The sequence below is a fragment of the Lactobacillus sp. ESL0259 genome (genome assembly GCF_003693045.1).
Lineage (GTDB): Bacteria > Bacillota > Bacilli > Lactobacillales > Lactobacillaceae > Lactobacillus > Lactobacillus melliventris.
Genome location: NZ_REHP01000009.1, coordinates 229,456 through 255,634 on the forward strand (window position 1 = coordinate 229,456; position 26,179 = coordinate 255,634).

General features: G+C 37.6%; 26 protein-coding genes, 1 tRNA gene and 1 riboswitch. Of the genes, 4 read left to right on the plus strand and 23 right to left on the minus strand.

Annotated elements, in window-relative coordinates; all coding sequences use genetic code 11:
* Nucleotides 1-93 precede the first annotated feature (93 nt).
* From glmU to trpS, 11 genes are all read right to left on the minus strand, one after another.
* On the minus strand, nucleotides 94-1,479 hold the full coding sequence (glmU, locus tag F5ESL0259_RS07040; protein ID WP_122037952.1) for a bifunctional UDP-N-acetylglucosamine diphosphorylase/glucosamine-1-phosphate N-acetyltransferase GlmU: 1,386 nt from the start codon (nucleotides 1,477-1,479) through the stop codon (nucleotides 94-96).
* Nucleotides 1,480-1,542: 63 nt separating this feature from the next.
* Nucleotides 1,543-2,373, minus strand: coding sequence for a pur operon repressor (gene purR, locus F5ESL0259_RS07045; RefSeq protein WP_122037953.1), 831 nt, complete (start codon nucleotides 2,371-2,373; stop codon nucleotides 1,543-1,545).
* A gap of 122 nt (nucleotides 2,374-2,495) precedes the next feature.
* Nucleotides 2,496-2,741 carry a Veg family protein gene (locus F5ESL0259_RS07050; RefSeq protein WP_110446514.1) on the minus strand — a complete coding sequence of 82 codons (246 nt, stop codon included), beginning with the start codon at nucleotides 2,739-2,741 and terminating at the stop codon, nucleotides 2,496-2,498.
* Nucleotides 2,742-2,825: 84 nt separating this feature from the next.
* The gene (gene rsmA / locus F5ESL0259_RS07055) at nucleotides 2,826-3,719 is read right to left on the minus strand and encodes a 16S rRNA (adenine(1518)-N(6)/adenine(1519)-N(6))-dimethyltransferase RsmA (protein ID WP_122037954.1); all 894 of its coding nucleotides are present in this window, start codon (nucleotides 3,717-3,719) and stop codon (nucleotides 2,826-2,828) included.
* Nucleotides 3,709-4,275 (minus strand): ribonuclease M5, encoded by a 567-nt coding sequence (rnmV, locus tag F5ESL0259_RS07060; RefSeq protein ID WP_122037955.1) that lies wholly within the window; start codon nucleotides 4,273-4,275, stop codon nucleotides 3,709-3,711. The genes rsmA and rnmV overlap by 11 nt, the downstream gene beginning before the upstream one ends.
* Nucleotides 4,262-5,029, minus strand: coding sequence for a TatD family hydrolase (locus tag F5ESL0259_RS07065; protein WP_122037956.1), 768 nt, complete (start codon nucleotides 5,027-5,029; stop codon nucleotides 4,262-4,264). Before F5ESL0259_RS07065 ends, rnmV begins: the two co-directional genes overlap by 14 nt.
* Nucleotides 5,029-7,005, minus strand: a complete 1,977-nt coding sequence (gene metG, locus F5ESL0259_RS07070; RefSeq protein WP_122037957.1) for a methionine--tRNA ligase — start codon at nucleotides 7,003-7,005, stop codon at nucleotides 5,029-5,031. Before metG ends, F5ESL0259_RS07065 begins: the two co-directional genes overlap by 1 nt.
* Nucleotides 7,006-7,121: 116 nt before the next feature.
* Nucleotides 7,122-9,812 carry a magnesium-translocating P-type ATPase gene (mgtA, locus tag F5ESL0259_RS07075; protein WP_122037958.1) on the minus strand — a complete coding sequence of 897 codons (2,691 nt, stop codon included), beginning with the start codon at nucleotides 9,810-9,812 and terminating at the stop codon, nucleotides 7,122-7,124.
* Between the two features lie 90 nt (nucleotides 9,813-9,902).
* Nucleotides 9,903-10,069, minus strand: a riboswitch (M-box (ykoK) riboswitch).
* Between the two features lie 57 nt (nucleotides 10,070-10,126).
* A complete protein-coding gene (locus F5ESL0259_RS07080) occupies nucleotides 10,127-10,726 on the minus strand; it encodes a TPM domain-containing protein (protein ID WP_122037959.1) in 600 nt (199 codons plus the stop codon).
* The gene (locus tag F5ESL0259_RS07085) at nucleotides 10,713-11,192 is read right to left on the minus strand and encodes a deaminase (RefSeq protein WP_045928576.1); all 480 of its coding nucleotides are present in this window, start codon (nucleotides 11,190-11,192) and stop codon (nucleotides 10,713-10,715) included. The genes F5ESL0259_RS07080 and F5ESL0259_RS07085 overlap by 14 nt, the downstream gene beginning before the upstream one ends.
* Nucleotides 11,193-11,196: 4 nt before the next feature.
* Nucleotides 11,197-12,216, minus strand: coding sequence for a tryptophan--tRNA ligase (trpS, locus tag F5ESL0259_RS07090; protein ID WP_122037960.1), 1,020 nt, complete (start codon nucleotides 12,214-12,216; stop codon nucleotides 11,197-11,199).
* Nucleotides 12,217-12,313: 97 nt separating this feature from the next.
* Between trpS and F5ESL0259_RS07095 the strand changes: the two genes are divergently transcribed.
* Both F5ESL0259_RS07095 and F5ESL0259_RS07100 read left to right on the plus strand, forming a co-directional pair.
* Nucleotides 12,314-12,919: an SOS response-associated peptidase family protein gene (locus tag F5ESL0259_RS07095; RefSeq protein WP_122037961.1), complete on the plus strand. Its 606-nt coding sequence runs from the start codon at nucleotides 12,314-12,316 to the stop codon at nucleotides 12,917-12,919.
* A gap of 159 nt (nucleotides 12,920-13,078) precedes the next feature.
* Nucleotides 13,079-13,149: transfer RNA gene (locus tag F5ESL0259_RS07100), tRNA-Gly, on the plus strand.
* 124 nt (nucleotides 13,150-13,273) lie between these two features.
* Here the strand turns inward: F5ESL0259_RS07100 and F5ESL0259_RS07105 are convergent.
* The 4 genes from F5ESL0259_RS07105 to greA form a co-directional block, all read right to left on the minus strand.
* Nucleotides 13,274-13,936 carry a type II CAAX prenyl endopeptidase Rce1 family protein gene (locus F5ESL0259_RS07105; protein ID WP_122037962.1) on the minus strand — a complete coding sequence of 221 codons (663 nt, stop codon included), beginning with the start codon at nucleotides 13,934-13,936 and terminating at the stop codon, nucleotides 13,274-13,276.
* Nucleotides 13,937-14,024: 88 nt separating this feature from the next.
* Nucleotides 14,025-14,396 carry a hypothetical protein gene (locus F5ESL0259_RS07110; RefSeq protein ID WP_233558049.1) on the minus strand — a complete coding sequence of 124 codons (372 nt, stop codon included), beginning with the start codon at nucleotides 14,394-14,396 and terminating at the stop codon, nucleotides 14,025-14,027.
* On the minus strand, nucleotides 14,374-15,687 hold the full coding sequence (locus tag F5ESL0259_RS07115; RefSeq protein ID WP_122037964.1) for a Y-family DNA polymerase: 1,314 nt from the start codon (nucleotides 15,685-15,687) through the stop codon (nucleotides 14,374-14,376). Before F5ESL0259_RS07115 ends, F5ESL0259_RS07110 begins: the two co-directional genes overlap by 23 nt.
* Before the next feature lie 78 nt (nucleotides 15,688-15,765).
* Nucleotides 15,766-16,227 (minus strand): transcription elongation factor GreA, encoded by a 462-nt coding sequence (gene greA / locus F5ESL0259_RS07120; RefSeq protein WP_122037965.1) that lies wholly within the window; start codon nucleotides 16,225-16,227, stop codon nucleotides 15,766-15,768.
* A 209-nt stretch (nucleotides 16,228-16,436) separates the two neighbouring features.
* Here greA and F5ESL0259_RS07125 point away from each other — a divergent pair, with 209 nt between their 5' ends.
* Complete coding sequence (locus F5ESL0259_RS07125; RefSeq protein WP_122037966.1) at nucleotides 16,437-16,862, plus strand: Hsp20/alpha crystallin family protein; 426 nt, start codon at nucleotides 16,437-16,439, stop codon at nucleotides 16,860-16,862.
* A 138-nt stretch (nucleotides 16,863-17,000) separates the two neighbouring features.
* Nucleotides 17,001-18,317 carry a C1 family peptidase gene (locus F5ESL0259_RS07130; protein WP_122037967.1) on the plus strand — a complete coding sequence of 439 codons (1,317 nt, stop codon included), beginning with the start codon at nucleotides 17,001-17,003 and terminating at the stop codon, nucleotides 18,315-18,317.
* Nucleotides 18,318-18,416: 99 nt separating this feature from the next.
* On the opposite strand, the gene F5ESL0259_RS07135 is transcribed toward F5ESL0259_RS07130, so the two are convergent.
* From F5ESL0259_RS07135 to F5ESL0259_RS07170, 8 genes are all read right to left on the minus strand, one after another.
* Nucleotides 18,417-19,355, minus strand: a complete 939-nt coding sequence (locus tag F5ESL0259_RS07135) for a nucleoside hydrolase (protein WP_122037968.1) — start codon at nucleotides 19,353-19,355, stop codon at nucleotides 18,417-18,419.
* On the minus strand, nucleotides 19,355-20,149 hold the full coding sequence (locus F5ESL0259_RS07140; protein WP_122037969.1) for an energy-coupling factor ABC transporter ATP-binding protein: 795 nt from the start codon (nucleotides 20,147-20,149) through the stop codon (nucleotides 19,355-19,357). The genes F5ESL0259_RS07135 and F5ESL0259_RS07140 overlap by 1 nt, the downstream gene beginning before the upstream one ends.
* A complete protein-coding gene (locus F5ESL0259_RS07145; protein ID WP_046325470.1) occupies nucleotides 20,146-20,982 on the minus strand; it encodes an energy-coupling factor ABC transporter ATP-binding protein in 837 nt (278 codons plus the stop codon). The genes F5ESL0259_RS07140 and F5ESL0259_RS07145 overlap by 4 nt, the downstream gene beginning before the upstream one ends.
* Nucleotides 20,979-21,722 (minus strand): energy-coupling factor transporter transmembrane component T, encoded by a 744-nt coding sequence (locus F5ESL0259_RS07150; protein WP_122037970.1) that lies wholly within the window; start codon nucleotides 21,720-21,722, stop codon nucleotides 20,979-20,981. Before F5ESL0259_RS07150 ends, F5ESL0259_RS07145 begins: the two co-directional genes overlap by 4 nt.
* Nucleotides 21,715-22,326 carry an ECF transporter S component gene (locus tag F5ESL0259_RS07155; protein WP_122037971.1) on the minus strand — a complete coding sequence of 204 codons (612 nt, stop codon included), beginning with the start codon at nucleotides 22,324-22,326 and terminating at the stop codon, nucleotides 21,715-21,717. Before F5ESL0259_RS07155 ends, F5ESL0259_RS07150 begins: the two co-directional genes overlap by 8 nt.
* Before the next feature lie 159 nt (nucleotides 22,327-22,485).
* Nucleotides 22,486-23,481 (minus strand): ADP-ribosylglycohydrolase family protein, encoded by a 996-nt coding sequence (locus F5ESL0259_RS07160; RefSeq protein ID WP_122037972.1) that lies wholly within the window; start codon nucleotides 23,479-23,481, stop codon nucleotides 22,486-22,488.
* Nucleotides 23,468-25,171, minus strand: a complete 1,704-nt coding sequence (locus tag F5ESL0259_RS07165; protein ID WP_122037973.1) for a glucose PTS transporter subunit IIA — start codon at nucleotides 25,169-25,171, stop codon at nucleotides 23,468-23,470. Before F5ESL0259_RS07165 ends, F5ESL0259_RS07160 begins: the two co-directional genes overlap by 14 nt.
* A gap of 71 nt (nucleotides 25,172-25,242) precedes the next feature.
* Nucleotides 25,243-26,178 carry a nucleoside hydrolase gene (locus F5ESL0259_RS07170; RefSeq protein ID WP_122037974.1) on the minus strand — a complete coding sequence of 312 codons (936 nt, stop codon included), beginning with the start codon at nucleotides 26,176-26,178 and terminating at the stop codon, nucleotides 25,243-25,245.
* Between the last annotated feature and the right edge of the window lies 1 nt (nucleotide 26,179).

Consider the following 26,179-nt stretch of genomic DNA (forward strand, 5'->3'; position numbering starts at 1 on the left):
AATAGCTCTTGAGTTTAAAGAACTCAGGAGCTATTTTTAGTTATTCTGCAAAATCAAACAGAGCTGAAGTCAATTTTCAGTTCTGTTTGATTTTTATTGCCAATTAGAATCGTTAGACAAGGGCAATTTATGCCAGTAATCAGGCTTATTTACCTGTCGGCCACGCGCAATCGCCATATCAAATTTAGCTACATCTTTAGTAATTGTTGAGTCTGCTGCTACAAAAGCATGATCAGCAATATTAACCGGTGCCACTAAGGTAGCACCTGAACCAATAAATGCATGATCACCAACGTTAGTGTGATCTTTTTTCACACCATCATAATTAGCAAAGATAGTACCACAACCAACGTTAACATCTTTACCTAATGTAGCATCGCCAATATAAGTTAAATGACCAACTTTGGAGTTTTCTCCAATCTCGGCACATTTAATTTCAACAAAATTACCGATGTGGGCACCCTTTCTAATAATAGCCTGGGGCCGCAAGTGTGAGTTTGGCCCAATATCTGAAAAATCAGCCATTTCGGCCTGCTCAATCGTGGATGAAGTCACAGTCACATTATTGCCAATTTTTGAGTCAACAATTCTTGAACCAGAGGTAATTACGCAATTATTGCCGATCTCGGTATTACCTTTGATAACTACGTTACCCTCAATTTGGGTATCACAACCGATTTTAACATTTACATCTACATATGCCGTCTCTGGATCTATAAAAGTAACGCCATTAGCCATGTGCTTTTCATTGATTCTCTTCTGCATAGTTTTAGTAGCCTGTGCTAATGCTAAGCGATCATTGACCCCAAGGCTTTCACTGAAATCAGGCATTTTATATGCACCAATTCTTTCACCTTGATTGCGCAAGATTTCCAAGACGTCAGTTAAATAGTATTCTCCTTGAGCATTATGGTTGTTAACCTGCTTTAATGCGCTAAACAGTTTCTGATTGTCAAAACAAAAAACGCCAGTATTAATTTCGTTAGTTTCCAATTCTTCTGCTGTGCCATCTTTTTGCTCAACAATCCTTAAGACGTTACCCTGGTCATCCCTTATAATGCGGCCATAACCAAAAGGATTAGCAGCTTGAGCAGTCAAAACTGTAGCTGCATTTCCCTTACTTTGGTGGTAATCAAATAATTTTTGAAAGGTTTCCCCTGTAAATAAGGGGGTATCGCCAGTAATCACTAGGGTTGCACCATTTTCTTTCGCCAATTCATCAGCTGCAGTTAAAACAGCATCCCCTGTACCAAGTTGCTTTTTCTGCAAAACAAATTCGGACTTACCGGCCAGGACTTTTTTAACTTCTTCAGCGCCATTGCCAACAATTGTAACTATTTTATCCGGTTCAGTGGCCTGGGCAGCTTCGACCACATATTCAACCATAGTTTTCCCACATATCTTGTTCAAAACTTTGTATGATTTGGACTTCATACGTGTTCCTTTGCCAGCCGCTAGAACAATTACAAATTTTTTCATAGATTTTCAGCCTCTTTTATATTCTTAAATTACTGTTTATATTTTAGTATATTGTCGCAGAAACTAAAAGCTGCCAAAATCAGTATGAGCAATCAAAGAACCCGGCTCTGCCATGATAACTTTCCTCTTATCATCTATTTTTTTAATTTTTACTAAAGAAAGATGACCTTCAATTAGTTTAACATCGTCAAAATCCGCTTCACATAAAACGCAAATACCGGCAATGTTGCCATTAAATTCTTTTACTAGTTGTTGCATTCCCGTCAGCGTTCCGCCAGCCATCATATAATCATCTATCAGCAGTACATTTGAGTTTTCTTTTAGCACTCTTGTTGGTAATTCCATTTTAGAAACACGGTCAAGTGATGAAGAAATATAATTTACAGAAACTGTTGCTCCCTCAGTTACCTTTGAGCGTTTACGAGCAATGATAAAGGGTACGTTTAAATAGCGTGCAACTGCTTGAGCCAAAGCAATGCCCTTGGTCTCGATAGTCATCACAATATCAATATTAGAATATGCATACCTAGTAGCAATTAATTTACCGATTTTATCCAAGTCTTGTGGATTGCCAATAATATCAGACAGATAAACAAATCCTCCAGCTAAAATGCGGTCAGGATCCTCAATGCGATTGGCCAGCTCATTTAAATATTTCTGGGCGTGCTTTTTACCCCAAAAAGGAATATAACGCACACCCCCAGCCGCACCAGCGACTGTTTCCAAAATTCCGTCTTGATTACTTGCTAAGGTGTGCTTCAAAATTGCCAAATCTTCAGAAATTGAAGATTTGGCTGCACCATATCTCTTTGCAAAAAATGGCAGCGGAATTAAGTCATGTGGTCGTTCCATTAAATATTTAGTCATATCAACTAATCTCTCTGAACGTTTCATAGAAATTACCTCCTATTGTTTGCTTTTTGCCAGTTACTACTATACACTCAACCATAAAAAAAGGCACTAACATTTTACCAAATGTTATTGCCAAAAAGTAATCTAAAGATGACGCCTTAATCTTATTGCGCAGCGTTATCAAATTTTAATGTTATATTTTTGGTTAATAAATCTGTGTAACTATAAGAAACATGTTCAAAGTTATTTGAATCTTGATCTAAATCAACTACAAAAACTGCAGGAAAAGTGTTCTTCAAAATTCCACGTCTTTTAGTTACCTTCTTACGTCCAGCTCTTGCAACTACAGTTAATGAATCACCTAAATGTGAATCCAGCTTACTCTTAATGGTCATAATAGATGTTGGCAATGAAAACAACTCCTTTGAGTTGTATTATACCACTTTATTATTATTTTTTCAATTCTTTTTAAAAACTACCCCAGAATATTTTCGTCAATTTTTAACCGACACACTATGTGCAATTTTAATAAATTGCTCTAGTGTCAGTTGTTCTGGACGAATGCGTGAATCAACACCCAAAGATTTAATCAGAGCTAAGCGCTGTTTTTCATCTGGGAGAAGAACTTTTAAGTTATTATTTAATGTTTTACGTCTTTGGGCAAAACACATCTTAACTACCCGGTTAAAGTGTTCAAGGTTAGCTATATCAGGCTTATTCGCTGCCGCTAAAGGTTTTAAAACTACGACGCTTGAGTCAACTTTGGGTTGGGGTATAAATGAGCTACTTTTGACAGTCAAATAAGGCTGCACACTCATTTCGGCTTGAACCGCGATTGTTAAAGGCCCATATTCCTTTGTTCCAACTTGGGCATGCAAACGGTCGGCGACTTCCTTTTGCATCATTAAGGTTAAACTGGTAAATTTCAGTTGAGAATTATTAAGAAAGAAAATGATTGGAGTTGTAATGTAATAAGGTAAATTGGCAACAACCTTGATCGGTTTATTTAAATCAAAAAAGTCAACCAGATCAGCTTCAAAATCAGCCTTTAAAATATCTTTCATTTTTAATTTAAAGCATTGATTCAAAGGTTTACCATTTATTTTAGCCGGTAGTTCATTATGCAGCACTTCTGGGAGGTTTTCATCAACTTCATAAGCATAAACTTTAGCTCCGGCATTGAGCAGCTGTTCAGTCAAAGAGCCAATTCCCGGCCCAATTTCAATGACCTGATCACCAAGTTTAATCGCAGCAGCTCGAACTATACCTTGAAGTACATCCAGGTCTACTAAAAAATTTTGACCCAAGCTTTTTTTAGCTTTCATAAAATAGCGATTGATAATTGCTTGAGTTCTAACTGGAGAGCCAATAGGAATCTCAGTGTTCATCTTTAACCTCCTCAACAGCCTGTTTAAGCTCCGCAAGTGAAATCCCAAAAGTTTGTAAACGATGGTAGAAATGCTTGCCATTGCCATAGCCAACGCGCAGCTTTATTCCCACTTGTTCCCGCAATTTGCGTGAATTAGGGCCACTGGCTAAACCTAGTTCTTGATATTTCTTCCTGGTCAAATCACTGCTGGGCAACTTCTTTTCATGTAAAACACTTAGTGCCTTTACCAGAGCCTCTTTTGATGCATGCTCAACGCCAAGTGAACCTTTTTTATGAGGCTCACCCTCTTTACGCGTTATAAAAGCCTGCTTTGCGGTCGGCACTGCTTTAGTAACTAGACGTCTTATTCGCTCGCCGTTTAAATCAGGATCTGTCAGGACAATAATTTCTCTTTTATGAGCTAGTTCCTGCAACTCAGTAAGTACTGTATCAGGCACATCTGAGCCATTCGTTTCGATAGTTTCAATCCCGGGGAAAAATTGTTTAAGACGAATAGTATCGTCTTTTCCCTCAACGACAACAACGGCATTATATTGTTTTTTAGTTAAGACCATAGACCCTCATCGTATTCGCATATGTTGCTTGAGCAACTTTTTCTAACGGGAGATCCTTTAATTTCGCAATAGCGCGAGCTACGTAATAAACATTGCCCGGTTCATTTTGCCGGCCGCGATATGGCTTAGGAGTTAAATACGGAGCATCGGTTTCCACCAACAATCGCTCTAACGGAGTTTTTCTGGCCACTTCATGCACTGCAGTTGCCTTAGTAAAGGAAACAACACCAGAATAAGAAAAATATACATTTAAATCCAAAAATTTAGTTAGCCATGAAATATCGCCATTAAAGCTGTGCAAAATTGCACCGTACTCTAAGTTACTGCTTTTTAATATCTCATAGCAATCACTAAAAGCATCCCTCGTATGAATATCAACCGGTTTTTTCAATTCATGGGCCAGTTCAATTTGTCTGGCAAAAACCTCTCTTTGTTTGTCATGCGGAGATTCATCCCAATAGTAATCTAGTCCAACTTCACCTAAGGCCACTACCCCAGGAAGTTGCAGTTGTTCAATTAGCAAGTCTTCTGCTTTTTGGTTATAATCTTTGGCCACATCAGGACAATAACCCACCATCGCAGAGACTTGAGTAAAGCGCTGGCTTAAATCAATCGCGCGCTTGTTAAATTCAGGATCCTGTCCTGCACAAATTATTTTGGTCACACCTAATTTTTGCGCCCGATCAAGGTAAAACTCTTCTTTGCCCCGAAACGGTTCATCTTGTAAATGAGTATGGTTATCAATTAATTCCATTAACTTAGTTGGGCCCCAATTTCATGTTCAGCGCCCACCAAGGCTAACTTAACTTCCCCATTTTTCTCACTGGACAAAAGCATACCTTGACTCAAATGACCTAACATCTTGCGTGGCTTAAGATTAGTGACAGCCAAAACCTTTTTGCCCAGTAATTCACTGGCATTAGGGTAATACTGCCTAATACCACTTAAAATCTGTCTTTCATCGCCATTGCCAAAATCCATTTGGAACTGAAGCAATTTCTTAGAACCTTGAACCGGCTCAACAGACAGAATTTTACCAACTTGGATTTTAACCTTAGCAAAATCGTCAATAGATATTTCTTTATCCTTACCTTGTTCGCTGCGGCTTGCCTTCTTCGGCTTAGCTTTAGCCATCTCGTCTTTAATGTATTTAATTTCTTCTTCAGGCTTAACTCTTGGAAAAATCGGCTTAGGATCAGAAATGACTTGAGTTTCCCAGGTGCATGCACCAAATTCAAGTTGCTTGTGCTCATCATTCTGCCAGTCAAGACCTAATTGTCTGTACATCTCTACTGGAGTCCTGGTCATAATTGGAGCAATCAACAAAGCAATGATACGTAAACTCTCTGCCAAGTTCGACATTACGCGCGCTAAATCTGCAGCTTTACCCTCCTTATTTAATTTCCAAGGCATTGTTTCATCAATATATTTATTAGCACGATTAATAAACTTCCAGATATCTTCAATTGCCTGGGTAAAGTGCAAAGTATCCATTTCTTTTTTGTAGCTGGCAATAACGTCTGCCGCCGTTTGGGCCAAGTCCTTACCTAAGTCATCCTGCTCTTGGGCAACTGGTTCAACTTTGCCGTTTTGATATTGATTGATCATAGAAACAGTTCTGTTGAGCAGGTTGCCTAGGTCGTTAGCCAAGTCATAGTTAACGCGCTCAACGAAATCTTCTGGCGTAAAGACGCCATCAGAGCCAAATGGCAAGGCACGCATTAAGTAGTAACGCAATGCATCCACGCCATAACGGTTAATAATAGATTCAGGATAAACTGCGTTGCCCTTCGACTTGGACATTTTGCCGTCTTTCATCAAAACCCAGCCGTGACCAATCACATGCTTAGGTAATGGCAAACCTAAAGCCATCAACATAATCGGCCAGTATATTGTGTGGAAACGAACAATTTCTTTACCTACCAAGTGAATATCAGCTGGCCAGTATTTTTTAAATAAAGAATCATCGTCCGAGCCATAGCCCAATGCAGTAATATAGTTAGATAAAGCATCTATCCAAACATACACAACATGTTTAGGATCACTTGGAACAGGAATACCCCAGGAAACAGTCGTTCTGGTGACTGATAAATCTTCCAGACCAGGCTTTATGAAATTGTTGACCATTTCCTTTTCGCGAGAATGAGGCAGGATAAAATCAGGATGGTCTTGGTAGTACTGATAAAGTCTGTCTGCATATTTGCTCATCTTGAAAAAGTATGATGGTTCTTTCACCAGTTGAACTTCATGACCGGATGGCGCCTTACCACCGATTACATTACCATCATCGTCTTTATAAACTTCAGCCAGTTGTGATTCTGTGAAATACTCTTCATCTTCTACAGAATACCAGCCGGTATATTCACCCAGATAAATATCACCTTGTTTTAACAACTGCTCAAAAATCTTTTGAACGCCTTTAACGTGTTCTTTATCAGTAGTCCGAATAAATTTATCGTATGAAATATCAAGGCTTTGCCACAGCTTTTTATAAATAACCACCATTTTATCCACAAATTCTTGTGGTTTAACCCCTTGCTTTTCAGCTTTTTGCTCAATTTTTAATCCGTGCTCATCAGTACCAGTTAAAAAGAAGGTGTCGTAGCCTTGGCTGCGCTTGTAGCGCGCCATCACATCAGCTGCGATTGTGGTATAAGCATTGCCGATAGTCAATCGGCCGGATGGATAGTAGATTGGTGTTGTGATATAAAAAGTTTTTTTATCAGCCATATTCATTTGCTCCTTAATTTTCGCTTAATTATACTATATTATACTACACTAACAAAAAAGCGAATTCCTTACGGAGTTCTCTTTTTTAGTAGATATTTAGTATTCTGTACTTATTTTTAGATTAAAAATTTTTCGCTCTTTAAATAGAAATACTTGACAACTGAAGTCAATAAAATATATAGAACAAGTATACCGAATACTACCCACATAAATTCAATTGGCATCTTGCCGAAGCCCAGTTTTGTTGCCAAGAATGAAAATGGAATCAAGGTTCCAATTACCCCAGCACCAAATGTTGCTAGCGTGACTCCGGGTGCAGCATGCTGCTTAATAAATGGCAAGCGCGGATCACGCAAAGCGTGAATAACCATTTCCTGAGTCCACAGCGATTCAATAAACCAGCCAGTGTGGAAAAGAGCGACAAATGCAACTTTTTGGGTTGCTCCCAAAGCGCTGTAATTTCCTCCTGTCAATTGTGGACAAATAACAAAGAATAATAACGCAAATGTCAGAATATCGAAGACAGATGAAGTTGGACCAAAGTAAAACATAAACTTAGGCAACTTCTTGGTTGACCATGTCCGGGGTTCTTTTAAGAACTTATCAGACATGTCATCAAATGGCAGAGAGAGACAACTAGTGCCATAGAGTAAATCTAAAACCAAGAGTTGCAGTGGCAGCATTGGCAAGAATGGTAAGAATGAAGAAGCTACCATAATTGATAAAATGTTACCAAAGTTGGAAGAAAGTGTAATCTTGATATATTTCATAGTGTTGCCAAATACTTTTCGACCGATTCTCACGCCTTCTTCTAGTACATTCAAATCCTTATGCAGCAGAATAATATCAGCAGATTCCTTGGCGATATCCACAGCAGTATCAACAGAAATTGAGACATCAGCTGCCTTCATTGCTGGGGCATCGTTGATACCATCACCCATATAACCTACAGTATGACCATTTTGCTTTAACAGATTAATGATTTTGGTTTTATCTTCCGGTGATAATTTGACAAAAATATTGCATTCTTCCACCATTTTTGCCAACTCTTCAGGTTTCTTGCCTTCAAGATCTGCACCTGAGTAAACTGTATCAACATTTAAACCAACTTGTAAGCCAACAGTTCTGGTAACAGCCTCGTTATCTCCTGTTAAAATTTTAACGTTGATACCATCATACTTTAGACGAGCTAAAGCGTCTTTGGCACTCTCTTTAGGGGGATCAAGGAAAGCAAGATAGCCGCAAAGAATAAGGTCATTTTCATCTTTTACTGAAAATTCACCGACAGGTGCAGGATTACGTTTGTATCCCAGCATGATCACGCGCAAGCCATCATCATTCATGTCATTTACTTTAGCCATTACTTTTTGCTTACGTTCAGGTGTTAAAGGTAAAATCTGACCGTCAACTTCAAGCTTGGTAGCAACAGCCATCATTTCTTCTGAAGCACCTTTAGTTACTAACAGGTGTTCGCCGTGCTGTTCATCAGCGTTTTCCACCACCACGCTCATGCGCCTTCTGGAAAAGTCAAATGGAATTTCATCAATCTTATTGTAATCACGCTGAATTTCACTGATATCCAGTTCATCCCCAGCAGCTTCAATGATTGCTTTGTCAATTAGGTTTTTCATCCCCGTTTGATAATTGGAATTAAGATAGCCTAACTCTAAAATCCGCGGATTTTCCCGTAAATTTAAATCATAATGACGCTCCAGAACCACTTTGTCCTGAGTAAGGGTACCGGTTTTATCAGTACACAAAATATCAGCTGAACCAAAGTTTTGGATTGAATTCATCTTTTTAACAATTGTGCCTTTTTTGGACATTTCAATTGAACCTTTAACCAGATTGGTGGTTACAATTACAGGCAGCATTTCAGGTGTTAGGCCGACTGCGGTAGCAATTGAAAAGATTAGAGCATTAACCCAATCGCCCTTAGTAATACCATTGATAATGAAAACTAAAGGTGCGATGATGGCAGTCATAATTATTAATAATCTGGAAACATTTTTGATACCAACATCAAAGGTCGTGTTTTTTACATCATTATGTGAAATATCATGAGCCAGTTTACCGAATATGGTTCTTTCACCAGTCGCAAACACAATTCCTAAACCAGAACCGGAAACGATTGTTGTACCTTCGTATAAAATATTAGGATAATCCAGATAATCACGATCCGCCCCAATTTTTGGCTTGGCAGTGGCAATTTTTTCTACCGGATTTGATTCACCATTTAAAGAACTGGAAGAACAAAAGAGATCCTTACTGGTTAAAAGGCGCATATCAGCCGGTACCATATCTCCTGCAGCCAACCGAATTACATCACCTACAACCACTTCACTGGTATCAATTTCCTGGTCCTGACCATCGCGAATAATATCTGTCGTAACAGAAACGAGCTTAAGTAAGGAATCCACAGCATTAGATGACCTGACGTTTTGCACAAAACTGGTTATTCCGGAAATCAAAACCATCGTGACCATAATTGCTACAGTGGTTAAGTCCTTTTCTCCCGCTGGCACAAAAATATAATCAGTAAATAAAGACAATGTAGCTAAGACCAGCAATACCAAAGTAAATGGCGTGATGAAAGCTTCCGCTAAAAAGCGGAGCTTAGAATTATGTCTATTTGTGGCAATAGTATTAGAACCATATTCCTCCCGGTTTTTTTCAGCTTGCTGGCTAGTTAAACCATCACTGCTGGCATGCAGCCGCGCTAAAGTCTCTGATCTGCTTTCTTTAGCTATTGCTTTTACCAGCGCCAAGTCTTTGTTGCTGGTAGTACCATTTGGTTTTTTCAGCATTTTCCCCACTCTCCTCATCACACAACTAATTCAAACAAACTAAAAAAGGAGCCACCTAGCTAACCGCTTGGCGTCCCCTTTTCAACAGGTATATTATACTCATCGTTCAGTTTTAACACTACGTGACGTAAGCTTGTGCTGCTAGCTATCTGGTTTGCGCCTTATATCGACGAAAACTATTTGACCCGTTGGCATCTCTGGATGTTTCCGGGCGATAGCATTTGTTCACGTAGGAGTCTCACCTAACAGTTTATTTGTTCTTATTTAATTTGCACTGTGAGTTTAATACATAACACATGATAAAGTCAACATTTTTACCTTTTTATGTTCAAATTATTTTTAAAAAAGTAAACTAAGCCGCTGATTACTAGTGCCAAGGCTAAAGCGATAGGTAAAGCCAGCCTATGAGGGTGGGAAAGTTGCGCACGTTCATCACTGGACAAGTCATATTTATCAAGTGAATATTGGTAACGCTGATCAATGGTAGTGGCACATGCCCTAAAAACAAAGCGTAATCCTTCATTAAATTTCTTTTTATTGTTACTACGCAATTTGTCAGATTGAGACCGAATTATATTTGTCCGGACATCAGCAGAAAACGCACTGTGAAGATCTTTACTGGAATATATCTGCACGTTACGCTTCTTGTTTTTAGTACCTACAACGATAAAAACTGTCCGTTTATATTTATTTAATTTGGCGGGTGTTAAGTGGTCGACCCGGTTCACCGTTTTGACAATGATTTGTGGTTGTTCACTGGTTTGAAAATAACGGTCATTTTTGGCTAAAATCAATTTACTGGTTTCACGTTCAAGCAAATTACTATTATCTTTAATGTTAGGACTTGCAAAGCCCGTCAGCGTCAGAAAAATACCGACTAAAGCCGTAAATAACGCTAATTTAGTTTTCAGCATCTTCCAGTTTATGGGCCAATTGCTCCACATATTGCCGATCGATTTTAATTTGTTCATAAGGAACCCCACAGTCTTTAAAAAGTTTAATCGCCAGCGGACTGTCATTGTAATCAAAATAATAATTGATTTTTTTAACTCCAGCCTGCACTAAAGCTTTAGCACAATTATAACAGGGAAAGTGCGTAACATAAATTTCAGTATCATCGGTTGAAACACCGTTACGTGCACACTGAATAAGTGAATTCATTTCTGAATGAATTGTCCGCACGCAGTGACCGTCAACTAATTGATGACCTACATCATCGCAATGAGGCTGACCCGTAACAGAACCGTTATAACCGGTTCCAATAATACGATTCTTTTTTACTAAAACACTACCAACCAAAGCCCGGTCACATGTTGAACGCTGGGCAATCACTAAGGCCTGCATCATAAAGTACTGTTTCCAGGGAATTCGCTTACGCATTTTTTTACCTCTTGAAATAATTCAAACCGATTGCGTCTCGTACCTCTTGTAAGGTTTGATCAGCTACTTCGTTTGCTTTTTTAGAGCCCTCAATCAGCATATCATAAACAATAGATGTATTCTGTTCATATTGAGCGCGCCGCTCACGTATTGGAGCCAGTTCTTTTTCCAACACCGTATTTAAGTAACGCTTAATTTTAACGTCACCCAAGCCGCCTTTTTGGTAATCTGCCTTTAATTGCGCTACCTTATTCTTGTCAGGATCAAAAATGTCAAGGTAGGTAAAGACAGTATTACCCTCTACTTTGCCTGGATCTTCAACATGGATGTGCTGGGGATCAGTATACATTGACATTACTTTTTGTTCAACGGTCTTGGCGTCATCAGACAAATAAATAGCATTATTTAAGGATTTGGACATTTTGGCATTACCATCTAGACCCGGCAAGCGTCCCTCACCTTTTTCCGGGAAGTAGCCTTTAGGTTCTACTAAGACATTGCAGTTATAGACACGATTAAAGGTCCGCACAATTTCACGTGCTTGTTCTAGCATGGGCTCCTGGTCATCTCCAACGGGTACCAAAGTTGCCTTAAAGGCTGTGATATCAGCTGCCTGTGATACTGGATAATTTAAGAAACCCACGGGAATGGAATCGTTAAAACCTTTTTGCTTGATCTCAGCTTTAACAGTCGGATTACGCTCCAAGCGGCTGACTGTGACTAAGTCCATGTAATAAGCTGTTAATTCAAACAAAGCAGGTATTTGAGATTGAACGAAAACTGTAGAAATTTCAGGATCTATCCCTACTGCCAAATAGTCCAGTGCTACTTGAATTAAACTTTTTTGAATCTTTTCAGGATTACGGGCATTATCAGTTAAAGCCTGGGTATCAGCAATCATGATAAATGGGTGATATTCACCCGAATTTTGCAATTTTACCCTATTCTTTAATGAACCAATGTAATGACCCACATGCAACTTTCCCGTTGGTCGATCACCTGTCAGGATAATTTTCTTTTTCAATTTAGTTTTCCTTCCTTAAATAATTAAAATCTTTTTAATATAATAATTTATAATAATTCTACCAAAAATCAAGCAATGATTAAACACGGAGGAAAAAATGTGCAATCAATTTCAACTGCCAAGTTTAGCCGAAATTAAAAAATACTTAGCAAACGACTTAAACTTGCCTTTAGTAGAACCAGCAAGTAACTTACCCCAAAACCAGAACATTTTCCCACAAGGAATTGCTCCTGTACTAGTATATTCGGATAAGCAATTACAGTTACTGCCTAAATCCTGGGGTTATCCCAGTCCATTCGACCACAAACAAGTGGTTTTTAATGCCCGGGTTGAACGCTTCTTTGAAGAAAAAAGATCAATGTGGGATTCTTCTTTTGCCAAATCTCGCTGCATTATAATCGCCAAGCAATTTTTTGAATCCGGTCATGAAACCTATCTGGGTGAAAATAACCATCATTATCACGAACGCTTCAGTTTTAAAAATGCGAATGCCGCACTGACATTAATAGCCGGAATCTATCAAAAAGATCATTTTTCAATGGTTACTACTAAACCTAACGCGTCTTATGCCCCAATTCATGACCGTATGCCCCTAGTTATTCAAGCAGATGAATTGCGCCAATGGCTGTTTCAAAACTTCTCATCATTAGTTGATCGCAATCAGTTGGAGCTTGATTCTGTCAAAATGCCCCATAGAAAGTAATTACTCTTAAATTTTTCTATCACTTATTATTACGCAAATAAAGCTAAAACACGCTAAAATACTATTAGATTTAGATATGTTTTTTTATCTAGCTAGTTTTTAAAAATTAAAAACAAAACTTGGTTTCGCAAGCGAAACATGGTAAACTGTTTGAGTAATGCGGGTATAGTTTAATGGTAAAATGTTAGCTTCCCAAGCTGAAGATGCGGGTTCGATTCACGCTATCCGCTTAATTAAAAGGCAATGGCTTCAAAAGTCATTGCCTTTTTACTCTACGCAGATAATTAAAACCAAAAAAATTCCCCAAATTTCGGACAAAATTTAGGGAATTATTTCATGTGCTAAGCTTCTATTTTAAGTCATAATTATTAAGATAATGCCATTTAGCACCGCTAAATAAATTGGCATCCATAAAGTTTGAGTATAAAGGTAAGACCAGGCAAAAAGCCCACCGAGTACAACGTTAACTACTAATAGTAACAGTGAATTTTGCCAATTAAGTAAGCTGAACAAGATACCAGAAGTAAGTATGCCCAGAATTGCTGTTAAGACAGTGTTACTTCTAAACGCATAATTAAACAAAAATCCAGTAATTAAAAATTCTTGCAGTATTGGCAAAACTATCCCTATTGCAGCTAGTAAAAACCAGTAGGTTAAACTTGCTTCATGGTGTAAATAAGCAATTTGAAAATTATATAATTTTAATCTGCCGTAGGATTGGAGCCAGGAAACACTAATACGTAATGCCGTTACCACAGCAGTCAAACCAATTATTAAACCAAAATTGTTCAGCCAGGAGCCCCCAAAACTACGGTCAAAAAAGCGCTGTTCTCTATTAAAACGATAAATAAAAAACAATGAAACCATCAGCGAGATAGTTGCAAATAAGATTAAATCCCAAATATGAATCGGTGAATTAGCAGTAACTAGCTTAATCACGCCGACAACCATCAAATAGCTAATAAAATAAACAAAATAGCGTATAATGTTGCCTTGCCTCGATGCTGGTGTATTCACAAAAATTACCTCTATACTATTATGTACCTTACAAATTTCATATTATAGCAAAAAAAGCAATCTATATAAAATATCAAGAAAATTTTTCTCAATCGACACTGATATTGTTGATATCTTCTAGCGCAATTTTTTGACCAGCAACAATAATACCATCTTCACTATAGCCACTGACAAAACCGACAATATCTGCGGGCAGCTGATCATCGCTGTTCATGACCTTAACTTGCAGGTGAACCATGCGGTGATTACCATACGCCTTAAGGAGTTGCAGGCTTATTTCTTCCATACTCATAGTTTGTTTAGCGGGATGCTTCACGCTGCGCTTTTGCTTATCTTTATTAATTGCCATTGTATGATCGCTTAAAAAGAAGCCTTGCCACTTTTTCATTTTGCGATCTTGATAGTTTTTAAAAAAGTCTGTGACAATTTTATCAAAATCATTCATATGCATTTCCGCCATTATGCCCGCCAACTAAACTGCTACGCCTGATTGCTGTTGCACCTTTAGCCAAACTCGATGCCTTGACCAAACTGGTAAAGCCATATTTCTTTCTGATTCTATCAATAGTTATATTTATAGTCCGTTTTTTTATCTGCTCAGAAGCTGGAACAAAGAAGGTCAATTGCTGGCAGGTATCCGGCTCTAAACGACTGCAGTTAACCCCTAAAGCACGGACTGTTTCGCCATGCCAATTTTTACGAAAAAGTGCCAGTACTTCTTGCACTAACAAGTCATTATCATTGGTCGGACAAATTTTTTGCTGCACATTAAAGCCCTTGCGCCTGCCATCTTGTTCATACCTGGAAAAGCCGACAAATAAACTAATGCAGCCAGCTTGCAAGCGGTGTGCCCGTATTCTGGCACCTACCTGCTCGCCAATTTCACGTATGACTATCTCAATCTCCCGCTGATCTGTATAGTCACGGTTTAAAATCTGTGAATTGCCGTAATTTTTCATTATGGGAAAATATTTTTCGCTAATAATGCTGCGATCCACCCCCCAGCTGATTGCAAATAACTGGTCACCAATCACGCCAAATTCTTTTTTTAAGATTGCTGGATCAGTATGTGCCAATTCATACATATTATTAATATGTAACCGACGCAAACGGACAGCTATTCTTTTGCCAATCCCCCAAACATCTTCCAGATCTTTAATTTGCCAAATAGTATCAGGTACATCAATATAATGCCAATAATCAATCATTGAACAACGATGTTTAGCAGAAATATCCATGGCTAATTTGGCTAGCAATGGATTTTCTCCTATTCCGCAAGTAGTGTAAAGTCCAATTTTTGATTTGATTTCTACCTGAATTTTGCGTGCTACCAGATACGGATCGTTGCCAAACAAACGCCATGACTTAGTCATATCAATCATGCTTTCATCAATAGAATAAACATGGATATCCTCATCAGCAGCATACTTTTGAAAAATTGCCAATACCTGCATGCTGCGCTTGATATATAAATTCATATGAGGTTCTACTAAAATCAAATCCGGCGCTTCTTTTTTGGTGGGTAAATCACGTACCCGCATGACGTTAGTCAACCCATATTTCTTTTTCGCTAATGGTGAAGCCGCCATAATTAGCCCCGAGCCGTAATTTGTATGCGGCTGATGCGAAACTACTGCCAACACAGCTTTCATTGGGTTTAGACCTAATTGAAGTGCCTCACAACTAGCAAAGAATGATTTGTTATCAATCATAAAAATTAACCGGTGTGGTTCATAACGGTAATCATACATTGCTTTCACTTCCTATTGCAAACTTACGTTCGCTAAAATAAATTATACAAACACAAGTTCGAATAATCAAGCAAAAATTTATTCGATTTTTGCAATAGTAACTTGATACTCACCGGCAGGTGCTGCAACACTTACAGTTTGACCAGCTTCTTTTTTCATAATTGCTTGACCCAGAGGTGAGTCAAACGCAACTTTTCCTGCTCCAATATCAGCTTCCATACGGCCGACAACCTGGTATGTTTCAGTTTCTGGGTCGTCAGCAAATTTTAATGTGACCGTCTTGCCTAAATCTACTTTGCCGTCATCCTTCTTCTCAATAATTTCGGCATATTTCAACTGCTTTTCCAGATAACGCAGACGACTTTGAAGATGACCTAAATCACGTTTGGCCTCCGTATATTCGGTATTTTCCGATAAGTCGCCTAAAGAGCGGGCTTCCTGTAAAATTTTAATTCTTCTGGGCCTATCCTTTTTTAAACTGGCTATTTCATCTTTAATTTTTTGGTAACCCTTGGGCGTCATTTTTTGATAATAAACCAAAATATTCTCTCCTAATTATGTTCTTAAAAATATTATCCACAAGCTATAAATACCAATTTAAAGCTATAAATTATAATTATTTAGCACTCTAAAAATAATAGTGCTAATTATTTCCTTTTTATTAATCTGCATACTATAATAATAATTGTAAGGAAGAAATGAAAGTCTTCTGATACAAATATATAAATTTCGAAAGGAAGTTTTTTACTATGGCAAATGATATGATGAATCGGCACAATGACCTATTTGATGCGATGAACGATTGGTTTGATCTTCCGAGAAAATTTTTTGACGATAACGAAGTAGCAAAATTAATGCAATCAGATGTTGTTGAAAACGACAAAGAATATGTGATCAAAGTTGATATGCCTGGAATGGACAAGGACAAAATTCACCTAAATTATAATAATGGTATTTTGAGCGTATCCGGCTCAAGAAAATCATTTAAGGATATGTCTTCTAAGGATAACAGTATTATCCACCGTGAAAGAAGCGAAGGTCACATTTCACGCAGCTTCAGATTACCAAATGTAGTTGCAAGTGACATTCACGCCAAATACGATAACGGTGTATTGACTATTACCTTGCCAAAGCAGCAAGCCGGTGCAAATGATAACTCAATCCAAATTGATTAACTTATTACCACATTGCATAAGTTTTAAATAAATTACTAATACAATTCTCTAAAGCGAGTTCAGCTATTGAACTCGCTTTTATTTTAGCTTAAAATATATAGTAATTTAAAAATAGATTAAAAAAGGAGAATTTATTTTATGGCTCATAAATTAACTGTCCAAGAGTTGGAAGAATTTGCCGCAAACTTTAATGAAAAACCACAAAATCAAGTTGTTGCTCGAGCAGCTCAAAAAAGTGGTGTTTTAACAGCTGCTTACAATGAACGCGTTCAAGGTGAATTGACCCGTGTATTTTCAACTGAACTTGACACAGAAAATGTTACTAATCAACGTCAATCAGGTCGCTGCTGGGAATTTGCTACTTTAAACATCTTACGCCACAATTTTGGTAAAAAATATCACTGCAAGAATTTCACTTTCTCACAAAGCTACAACTTCTTCTGGGATAAAATTGAACGGGCAAATATTTTTTATGACAATATCTTAGACACAGCAGACGAACCACTCGATTCACGTACTGTTAAAGCCCACCTAGATGGTGCAGGCGAAGATGGTGGCCAATTCCACATGGGTGCCGCTTTAATTGAAAAATATGGTGTCGTTCCTTCTTATGCAATGCCTGAAAGTTTTAATACCAATAATACTAACGGCTTTGCCAAAGCTTTGGGTGATAAGTTGAAGAAGGATGCTCTGGTCTTGCGTAAGTTAAAACAGGCCGGTAAAGATGATGAGATCGAAAAAGCCCGTAAGCAATTCTTAAGTGAAGTTTACCAGATGACCGCAATTGCAGTCGGTGAACCACCTAAGAAATTTGATTTGGAATATCGTGATGACGATAAGAAATATCACCTGGATAAAGATTTAACTCCACTGGAATTTTTGCATAAATACATGGATGACGTTGATTTTAATGACTATGTCGTACTGTCTAACGCTCCAGACCATGAATATGATAAATTATACGGTCTACCTTTTGAAGATAACGTTGAGGGGTCATACCGCATCAAATTCTTAAACGTGCCAATGGAATACTTGGAAACTGCAGCTGTTAACCAGTTAAAAGACGGCGAAGCAGTTTGGTTTGGGAATGATGTTGGTGAACAAAGCGACCGTAAGAAGGGCTATCTTGACAGTGATTTGTATCAACTAAGCGAACTCTTTGGCGTAGACCTTAAGATGTCCAAGGCTGATCGTTTGCGCACTGGTGCAGGCGCTTCTACTCACGCAATGACTTTAGTTGGTGTAGATGAAGACGGTGGACATGTTCGCCAATGGAAGGTTGAAAACTCCTGGGGCGAAAAGAATGGCGACAAAGGATTCTTTGTTATGAACAACGACTGGTTTAAAGATTATGTTTACGAAGTTGTTGTCCACAAGAAGTACCTGACACCAGAGCAAGTAGCTATAGCAGAAGGTCCAATTACTGATTTGCCAGCTTGGGATTCACTCGCTTAAATTAATTTATACCTAATAAAAAAGACGAAATTCACAATAGAATTTCGTCTTTTTGTCTATTTAAAAACAATTATGTAATAAAATTGACTGCTTTTAATTTCAATTGACTAATTTTTGGTCCAAAAACTGCAAACCTTTTTGCAAAAGAGCAAAAAATAGCTTTTTAGTCATTTTTTTAATTAGTACATTATGGGCTGCTTTATTCTCGTCTTTTCCCTTAGCAATATACGTTTGCCCATATGCATCTCCGTGATTAGTATTAACTTTAATGTTGGCTGGAACGGCCTCAAAAAATTCTGGCCAAATTGCATACTCCATTGCAACTAGGTCGTGTACAGGTGCAGCCGTAAAACCAAATTGTTCACCTGATTTTTGATAAAAATGTAACAGGTTCCCTGCCAATTTAGATGCTGGACCACCAAATTGAAGACTTGCTATTTCCTTTTTAGTAATAGTAATTTTTTCAGTTACATCTAAACCCGCCATGATCACTTCCAAAGATGAACTAAAGACAATTTGCGCCGCTTCAGGGTCAGTCCAAATATTGAATTCAGCTAAGTCAGTAACGTTGCCGTGATCTATACCTCCGCCCATAATAACTATTTTAGCTATTTTAGGTATAATTTCGGGAAAAGTTTTAATTAATAACGCGATGTTTGTGAGCGGTCCCGTAGCAACAATAGTCACCTTTTGAGACTGCTTTTTCAACATATTTGCCATAAAACAAATTGCATTGTCATCTTCAACCGGATAAGCATATTTATTTAAACTATCTGAGCCATCCATACCAGTGCTGCCATGAGCTTTTGCCTGCACGTGTAATTGATTAAGCAGTGGCCCTGCTTGTCCTTGAACTAACGGAATGTGTTGCTTACAAAAGGCTAGTAAGTAGCCCGCATTTTGCGTTACCAAATTAATATTCTGATTGCCGCCAACTGTGGAAACACATAAAACCTTTACCTTATCAGGATTACCTAAAGCAGTTAATAAAGCCATCGCGTCATCTTGACCAGGATCGCAGTCATATAAAATATCCATTAATTTACCACTCTTAGTAGATCTGTAACTGTTAAGACGTTGCTAAACCCTAGTTTTTTTGCCAGTTGACCAATTACTGGCGGTTCTAATTTACTCTTACGTAAAAGAGACTCATCACTAAAAATTTCTGCAGGAGAACCTTCTTTTTGCTTATGAGCCTGAGCAAAAACTATCACGCGTTTAAAATTATTAACTACAAAGCTCATGTCGTGTGTAATTGTAATCACTAGCTTATGCATGCTTGTTAGTTTTTTGATAATTTTATTTAAACGTATAATTGAGTTATGATCCTGCCCTGCGGTTGGTTCATCAAAGACCATAACTTCTGGGTTCATAGCTATAATTGCCGCAATTGTAACAAATTTTCTTTGAGAATAAGGTAAATTATATGGATGTTCATTTAATTTATTATCCAAGTGACACAGTCTAGCAGCGTCTTTTACCCTGGTAGTTATTTCCGTTTGTGGCAGCTTTTGCTTTTTTAGCGAAAATGCAATTTCTTTTTCAACTGAATCTTGAAAAATCTGCTCATCAGGATTTTGAAACACATACCCAACATGGTGAGATAATTGAGCTACACTGATTCCTTTAGTATCTTTGCCATCGAGTAAAACTCGACCCTTATCAGGTCTAATCAATCCGTTCATCATTTTTACAGTAGTAGTTTTACCAGCACCATTTTGTCCGATAATAGCTACTGCCTCACCTAGTTCAAATTCTAAATTGACACTTTCAACTGCATTATTTTTATTATCATACGAATAACTGACATCTTGCAGACTTAAGTAACTCATGCTCTAGCTTCCTTTAACATTTCATATGCTTCATCAACCGTAACAGGAACTTGTTTTGATTTGGGATATTTTTTTAAATAGAAAGCTGATACTTCTGGAATCTGTCCACCTGCAGCTACTACTTTTTCATCACTAAAAACATGATGTGTTTCTCCTTTAACCACAAGTTGTCCGTCTTGGATCACTGCAATTTCATCACAAACTTGTGCTAGTAAATCAACTTTATGATCAACAATAATTATGGTCTTACCTTGCTTTTTCAAGTTTTTGACAATATTATACACAGCTAATGTCGAGCTGGGATCCAGCTGTGAAGTAGGCTCATCTAAAATAATTAATTCTGGATCTAATACAATAACTGAAGCCAGAGCTACCATTTGTTTTTGACCACCAGATAAATCATAAGGATTCTGATTACGTATTTTTTCTAAGTTTAATAATTTTATGACCTGCTCAACTTTTTCATTAGCTTCTTCTCTGGGAACAGACAAGTTCTCCAGTCCATAACCTATTTCATCATAAACTGTATATTTAACGCCAGTTATTTGTGTAAACGGATTTTGAAAAGCATAACCAATTTTTTGTGCCAGTCTGCCCAGGTTAGAAGTATCCAGCGGTTTGTCTTCAAAGATAACCTTTCCTTCAAGTTCGCCTTTATAAAAAGCAGGAATAAAGCCACGCATTATATTGCACACAGTCGTTTTACCAGAACCATTGCTACCAATAACACCCAATACTTCACCTGGCTCAACCTTTAATGACAGATCTTTAATCGTTAGGTCTGAAGTTAACGGATAGCGATAATTGATATGTTGCAGTTCTATTAAGCTCATAGAAATTTACCTCCCCAAATAACAAAAACAACCAAGATTAAACAGAGTATTATGTCTAATAAATAATCGATTTTCTTTTTAGAGATATGATGCAAAGTTGTCCGGGGAGTTGGATTAGAAAAGCCACGTGCCTGTAACGTTAAAACTTTTTCTTCATTTTGCTCAACAGAAGATAAAACTAAAGGCCCCATCATTGGTATAAATGTCTTTATTCTTTGCCATAATGAACCCGTAGTTTCTACTCCTCTTGCTTGCTGTGCCTCACTAATGATATTTGACTGCCACATTAATTGGGGAACAACCTGAATAGTTGAAGCTAAAACAAAGATAGCTTTTTTAGGCAACTTAGTTTGATCCAGAGCTTGGATGATAACATCGCTGGAAGTAACCAAAAAATACCAGATAATTGGTAACGAAATAGCAATTATCCTGCTTGCCAACATAATTGCAGTATTAAGACCTGTTTGTGAAAACTTAATGACCCACCAAATTTGATGAGAGTCAGGATAGCTGATGAAAAACACTTGCAGTACAAATAAAAAGACCACAATTAATGCTAAAGATTCAAAGAACAATTTAATTAGTCTGATTAATGTACCAGAAAATAATGCCAGAATCATTGTTACAGCTATTAAACACAATTGAACCTGCCACTTTGAGCTCATCATACTAAGTAAAATAAGAAGCAAAACAATTAATGCCTTAGTTGAAGGATATAGTGATTTAAACCATTTAAGCATAGATTAGAGCCTTTCTGTTTTTAATGTACGGACGACCATAATTTAATTTTATTAAAAATCTATCGGGTAAACGTCTTACTAAAAGCCATGCAATAGTGAAGTTAAAGGCCACACTAAAAGTACCCCCAACTAAGTTTGCTTGAATTGTTGACCAAAGCAAAGCTTTGCCTGCTGCTAAAAATACAGCTGTAAGCAAATCACTACCAGCTCCTGTTGCTCCACCGAACACAAAAGTTGTTACTATAGCTGAAGGTACTGCAGTTGCAACATTAACAATTGCACATGCAATAACTGCCGTAAAAATGTTGCTAAAAAACTTAAACCGTGAAAAATAACCAACAAATAATGCGTTAGTCATGGCTACGAAGGCGAATGGAATCGCAGTTGGTATTAACATACCGTTAATGATATTGCCTAATAAAGCCATTACCATTCCCACCCACGGACCTGCAATCATAGACACAAAACATGTTCCTACCTGATCAATCCAAACGGGCAGTTTTAATGCCGCAGATAACTGATAACCGACAAAATTTAACGCTACGCCAACTGGTATTAATAATAGTGCCAGTAAATCGAAATCATACCTAAGTCCTCGTTTCAATTTTTCCTCCTTAAAAGACGAATAATATAATGATATACGCATAAATTTATACGTATGATTCAATTTAAGAATACATGAAATTATTGTGATTTTCAAGGCTACTTTTATTTAAATATAGGAAAAGTTTTGCGTTAGCAAGTAAATACTACAAACTTTATTTTATTTTGCCGCCTTAAATAATTGTTCGGATATAGAATTAAGCTCGATCTTATTTACTTTCTCAATCTGAGCAATTTTGGAAATTGGTATACTGTCAGGACGTATACCACCACATATACCAGTGGCAATTGAGCCAATTGTATCTGTATCCCAGCCAATTTCTGCAGCTAATTGTGCCGCTTTCCAAGCATCTGCCTTGGCAAAGTCAACTATGGCCAAAACGCAGGGAATAGTTTCTATCGTTTCCATTCCACTGCCAACTTCTTGGTAAAGCCGTGAAAGCAATACTGTTCTTGTTCTGGAAGTCTGAACAATTGCTTTTGCCTGATTAATGCGAAAAACTAAATCAGCGGATGGAAATTTAAAGCCATAAAGTGAGCCCTTTTGAGCAAAATCCGTTGCAATTTGCCATATTGTACTGATCTTCGTGCCACCCCTTGCAACATAACTATCTATAGCTGCTATCGCACTAGCTCCCGCAATGGCAATACTCGTGTTATGGGTAGGCATACAAATAGCCGAAACAGCCTTTAGCAGTGCACTAGCATTTTTATAATCAAACACAATACCAACCGGAGAAATTTTCATTGCTGCTCCGTTAGTAGTACCAGTAATTCCCGCTTTTTCTAGCGGTAACCCGCTTTGTATAGCTTTAATAGCACTTTTAGTTGATGGACCCGCAACATACTGCGCCATATTGGAATCCTGTGTCCATCTTATTAAGGATTCAATAAATTGCCTGCTGTCTATTTTGCCATTATTTTTAATTAACATTTTACAGACCAATAATGTATTAACGGTATCATCAGTGATAGAACCAGCCGGTAAATCTCTCTTGTACGGTCCGCCGCTTACAGGGCTTAGCAACTCATGAATACCGTTAGGAAATTTTTCGCGAATATGTTCTTGTGACAATACTTCTGTTGGCATTCCCATAGCATCACCTAGTGATACTCCCTGCAATATTCCTAAAACTCTTTTCTTATCTGGTTTCATTTTTCCTCTTAACTAAGCATAAATTATTCTTATCAAAATAATATTCTGGATTTTTCAATGCAATCAGCAATGTTTCTGGATTATAGCCAGCTTGGATAATATTATTGATGTTTACATTTCCGACTTTGTCTCCTCTTGCAACTAATTGTCCTACTTTTAAATTTAGTTTAACAGCTGCTTTTTTTAATTTTACCGTGTCAATTCCGACATGTACCAAAAGTTCAACACCTGCAGTAGTTTTCATACCAAATGCATGTTGGTCGGGCGCGATCATAATGATTTTCCCATTTACGGGAGCATAAATGTCAGCATTAGTCGAGGATAAGGGAGTAATTGCTATTCCATCTCCCAGTACCTTACTGGCAAATGTCTGGTCCTTAGATTGTGCAATATCAAAGTATGTTCCCGCAATTGGGGCCGTCACTTTAATTTTAGGTAAACTGTTATTCTGTTCGCTAACTAAAGCAGCAATGAAGCTGGCGAAGATAGCAATTAAAATCGAAATTAAACCTGTTATTAGTGGATCCCAGGTCGGCTGTTCCGGATTAACCAAGGAAAGGATGCTGCTTGGAAAAGCATACATTTTAGCGTTAGATATAGCTAAATAAATTGCGCTGAGAGCTAGTCCAACAAGACTTGAAATATATCTGCTTTTCTTTAATGTCGTATAACCATATAATGCGGGTTCAATAATACAAAAAAGGCAATTTTTCACAGTATTCTCCACTTTTTTACTTTTTAATTCTTTATGCTTTGTTGCAATTCCCAAAACTGCTCCCAATTGGCCAAACTGTGCAGTTGAAGTAAAAGCAAAAAGCCAAGAATAGCCTAAGGCTCCTAAGTTGTTCAGAGCAAGTAACGTTAACCACCAATGCTGACCCTTGACAACTAAAAACAAATAAAGTATAGAACTTACTAACGCTGCAATGACAGGCATTTTTAGCATAATTAACTTGATAGTATCTGAAAATAATTTGCCTAAAAATAGGCCAATTGGTGCTAAAAATAAAATTCCTATTACACTGGTAATGATAAAGCCCAATGTAAAATTATAAGTAGTACCTATGCTACCCCTGATTTTTTTATCCAAAAACACAAAAATAATTTTGCTTGCCAGGCATACCAAAATCACAGGAATAAAAGAACCGACATAATTGGGAAAAGCTTTGAAATAATGATGTACTGCCATTAATTCTATACCAAAGCCTATTCCAGCAAGTGGGTTCAATTTGATACTTTTGGCGGTGCTATAACCAATAATTATTGGTAAACAAAATACGGGAAGTCGTATTAAATTTAATAGAAATTGATAATTATCAGCGGAAACTAAATTGCACAATTTAATTAATACTAAAACACCTTGAAAAATAGCTGCGGTTGTATATAAAGGTAGTATAGGAACTAAAATTTGACTTGGTATGGTTTTCCACTCAATAGCTGTAAAATCATTCCCACCTGAATGCATCTGCTTTTGCAGACTGGCAAATTCTTTTTTCACGTTATTGCTCACTATAATCTGGTATTCATGACCAACAAACTGTTCCTTAATCACATTTTTTTCACTTGCAATTTGCCTTCTATTGACAGATTGTGGATTTTTGACTTTAATACGAATCCTAGTCATACAATGTGAAATTAATTCGATATTGTCTTTTCCACCTAAATTTGCAATTAAATTCTTGCTGTTCATAATTGTTCACTATAAATTTTAATTATAAGAAAACCCTCGAAAATCGAGGGTTTTATCTATATAAGTATTACTTAACTACGCAATAATAATTCATCAAACTTTTTAAAGAATAAATTTTTATCTGCTTTAGTCACTAAAGTTATTTCACGACCAGCGGGATCATCTTCCAGACGGCCTGCTGCCAAGCCTTGGGTAATTACTCTTACCTTGTGTTTTTCAGTCGTCAAAACAACTGCGGGATACAGGGCACTAATGACCGTTAAAACGTCCCAGAAGTATAATTGCGCAGTTGGTATTGGCGGATTAACCAGAAGACAATATCCTTGTGCAACTAAATCCATAGCTGGATGTTCACTTAAACTGGCCCAGTGCATTCTTAACTCATCAGTTAAAGGCAGTTCTTCACTGCTTTCAAGACCAATAACCTGCATGGGAATGCTTGATTTCAAAACAGTTTCAAGCGCAAAAGGATCCCAGAAAGCATTCCATTCTTGAGTACCGTCAGCATTAACCTGAACAACATTACCATGACCATCAAGGGAACCACCCATCCAATACAGCTTTTCAATGTTATCCGCAATTTGAGGATTAGTTTCTAGTGCGCGCGCTAAATCCGTTAAAGGACCTGTCATAACTAAAGTTACAGGCTGCTCTGATGTCATAATTTTCTCAACCATATCTAAATGAGCCGGCTTGTCCGCCATCTTGGTAATCACTTTGCCAGAACGATTCAATAACGGCAGATAATTGAAAGAATATGCCGCTTTACGCCAATCTTCCGGAAACTGATTAACAGCGCGAGAATTTGATTTGGCAATTTCCAATTGATCACCGCGCAAGTTAAAGCGGTCTGTCAGTTTACGACATACTTCAACAGCCGGATCAACATAGCCATCCGCATCAATTGCACTAACGCCAATTAATTTAATATCTGGGGCTTGCAAAAACAGCAAGCAAGCTACTAAATCATCAATATTACCATCATGGTTAAAATAAATTGTTTTCATT

Coding starts and splice junctions, on each gene's coding strand:
- glmU (WP_122037952.1), bottom strand. CDS start 1,479: ATGAAAAAATTTGTAATTGTTCTAGCGGCTGGCAAAGGAACACGTATG.
- purR (WP_122037953.1), bottom strand. CDS start 2,373: ATGAAACGTTCAGAGAGATTAGTTGATATGACTAAATATTTAATGGAA.
- rsmA (WP_122037954.1), bottom strand. CDS start 3,719: ATGAACACTGAGATTCCTATTGGCTCTCCAGTTAGAACTCAAGCAATT.
- rnmV (WP_122037955.1), bottom strand. CDS start 4,275: ATGGTCTTAACTAAAAAACAATATAATGCCGTTGTTGTCGTTGAGGGA.
- F5ESL0259_RS07065 (WP_122037956.1), bottom strand. CDS start 5,029: ATGGAATTAATTGATAACCATACTCATTTACAAGATGAACCGTTTCGG.
- metG (WP_122037957.1), bottom strand. CDS start 7,005: ATGGCTGATAAAAAAACTTTTTATATCACAACACCAATCTACTATCCA.
- mgtA (WP_122037958.1), bottom strand. CDS start 9,812: ATGCTGAAAAAACCAAATGGTACTACCAGCAACAAAGACTTGGCGCTG.
- F5ESL0259_RS07080 (WP_122037959.1), bottom strand. CDS start 10,726: ATGCTGAAAACTAAATTAGCGTTATTTACGGCTTTAGTCGGTATTTTT.
- F5ESL0259_RS07085 (WP_045928576.1), bottom strand. CDS start 11,192: ATGCGTAAGCGAATTCCCTGGAAACAGTACTTTATGATGCAGGCCTTA.
- F5ESL0259_RS07095 (WP_122037961.1), top strand. CDS start 12,314: ATGTGCAATCAATTTCAACTGCCAAGTTTAGCCGAAATTAAAAAATAC.
- F5ESL0259_RS07110 (WP_233558049.1), bottom strand. CDS start 14,396: ATGGCGGAAATGCATATGAATGATTTTGATAAAATTGTCACAGACTTT.
- F5ESL0259_RS07115 (WP_122037964.1), bottom strand. CDS start 15,687: ATGTATGATTACCGTTATGAACCACACCGGTTAATTTTTATGATTGAT.
- F5ESL0259_RS07125 (WP_122037966.1), top strand. CDS start 16,437: ATGGCAAATGATATGATGAATCGGCACAATGACCTATTTGATGCGATG.
- F5ESL0259_RS07130 (WP_122037967.1), top strand. CDS start 17,001: ATGGCTCATAAATTAACTGTCCAAGAGTTGGAAGAATTTGCCGCAAAC.
- F5ESL0259_RS07135 (WP_122037968.1), bottom strand. CDS start 19,355: ATGGATATTTTATATGACTGCGATCCTGGTCAAGATGACGCGATGGCT.
- F5ESL0259_RS07140 (WP_122037969.1), bottom strand. CDS start 20,149: ATGAGTTACTTAAGTCTGCAAGATGTCAGTTATTCGTATGATAATAAA.
- F5ESL0259_RS07145 (WP_046325470.1), bottom strand. CDS start 20,982: ATGAGCTTAATAGAACTGCAACATATCAATTATCGCTATCCGTTAACT.
- F5ESL0259_RS07150 (WP_122037970.1), bottom strand. CDS start 21,722: ATGCTTAAATGGTTTAAATCACTATATCCTTCAACTAAGGCATTAATT.
- F5ESL0259_RS07160 (WP_122037972.1), bottom strand. CDS start 23,481: ATGAAACCAGATAAGAAAAGAGTTTTAGGAATATTGCAGGGAGTATCA.
- F5ESL0259_RS07165 (WP_122037973.1), bottom strand. CDS start 25,171: ATGAACAGCAAGAATTTAATTGCAAATTTAGGTGGAAAAGACAATATC.
- F5ESL0259_RS07170 (WP_122037974.1), bottom strand. CDS start 26,178: ATGAAAACAATTTATTTTAACCATGATGGTAATATTGATGATTTAGTA.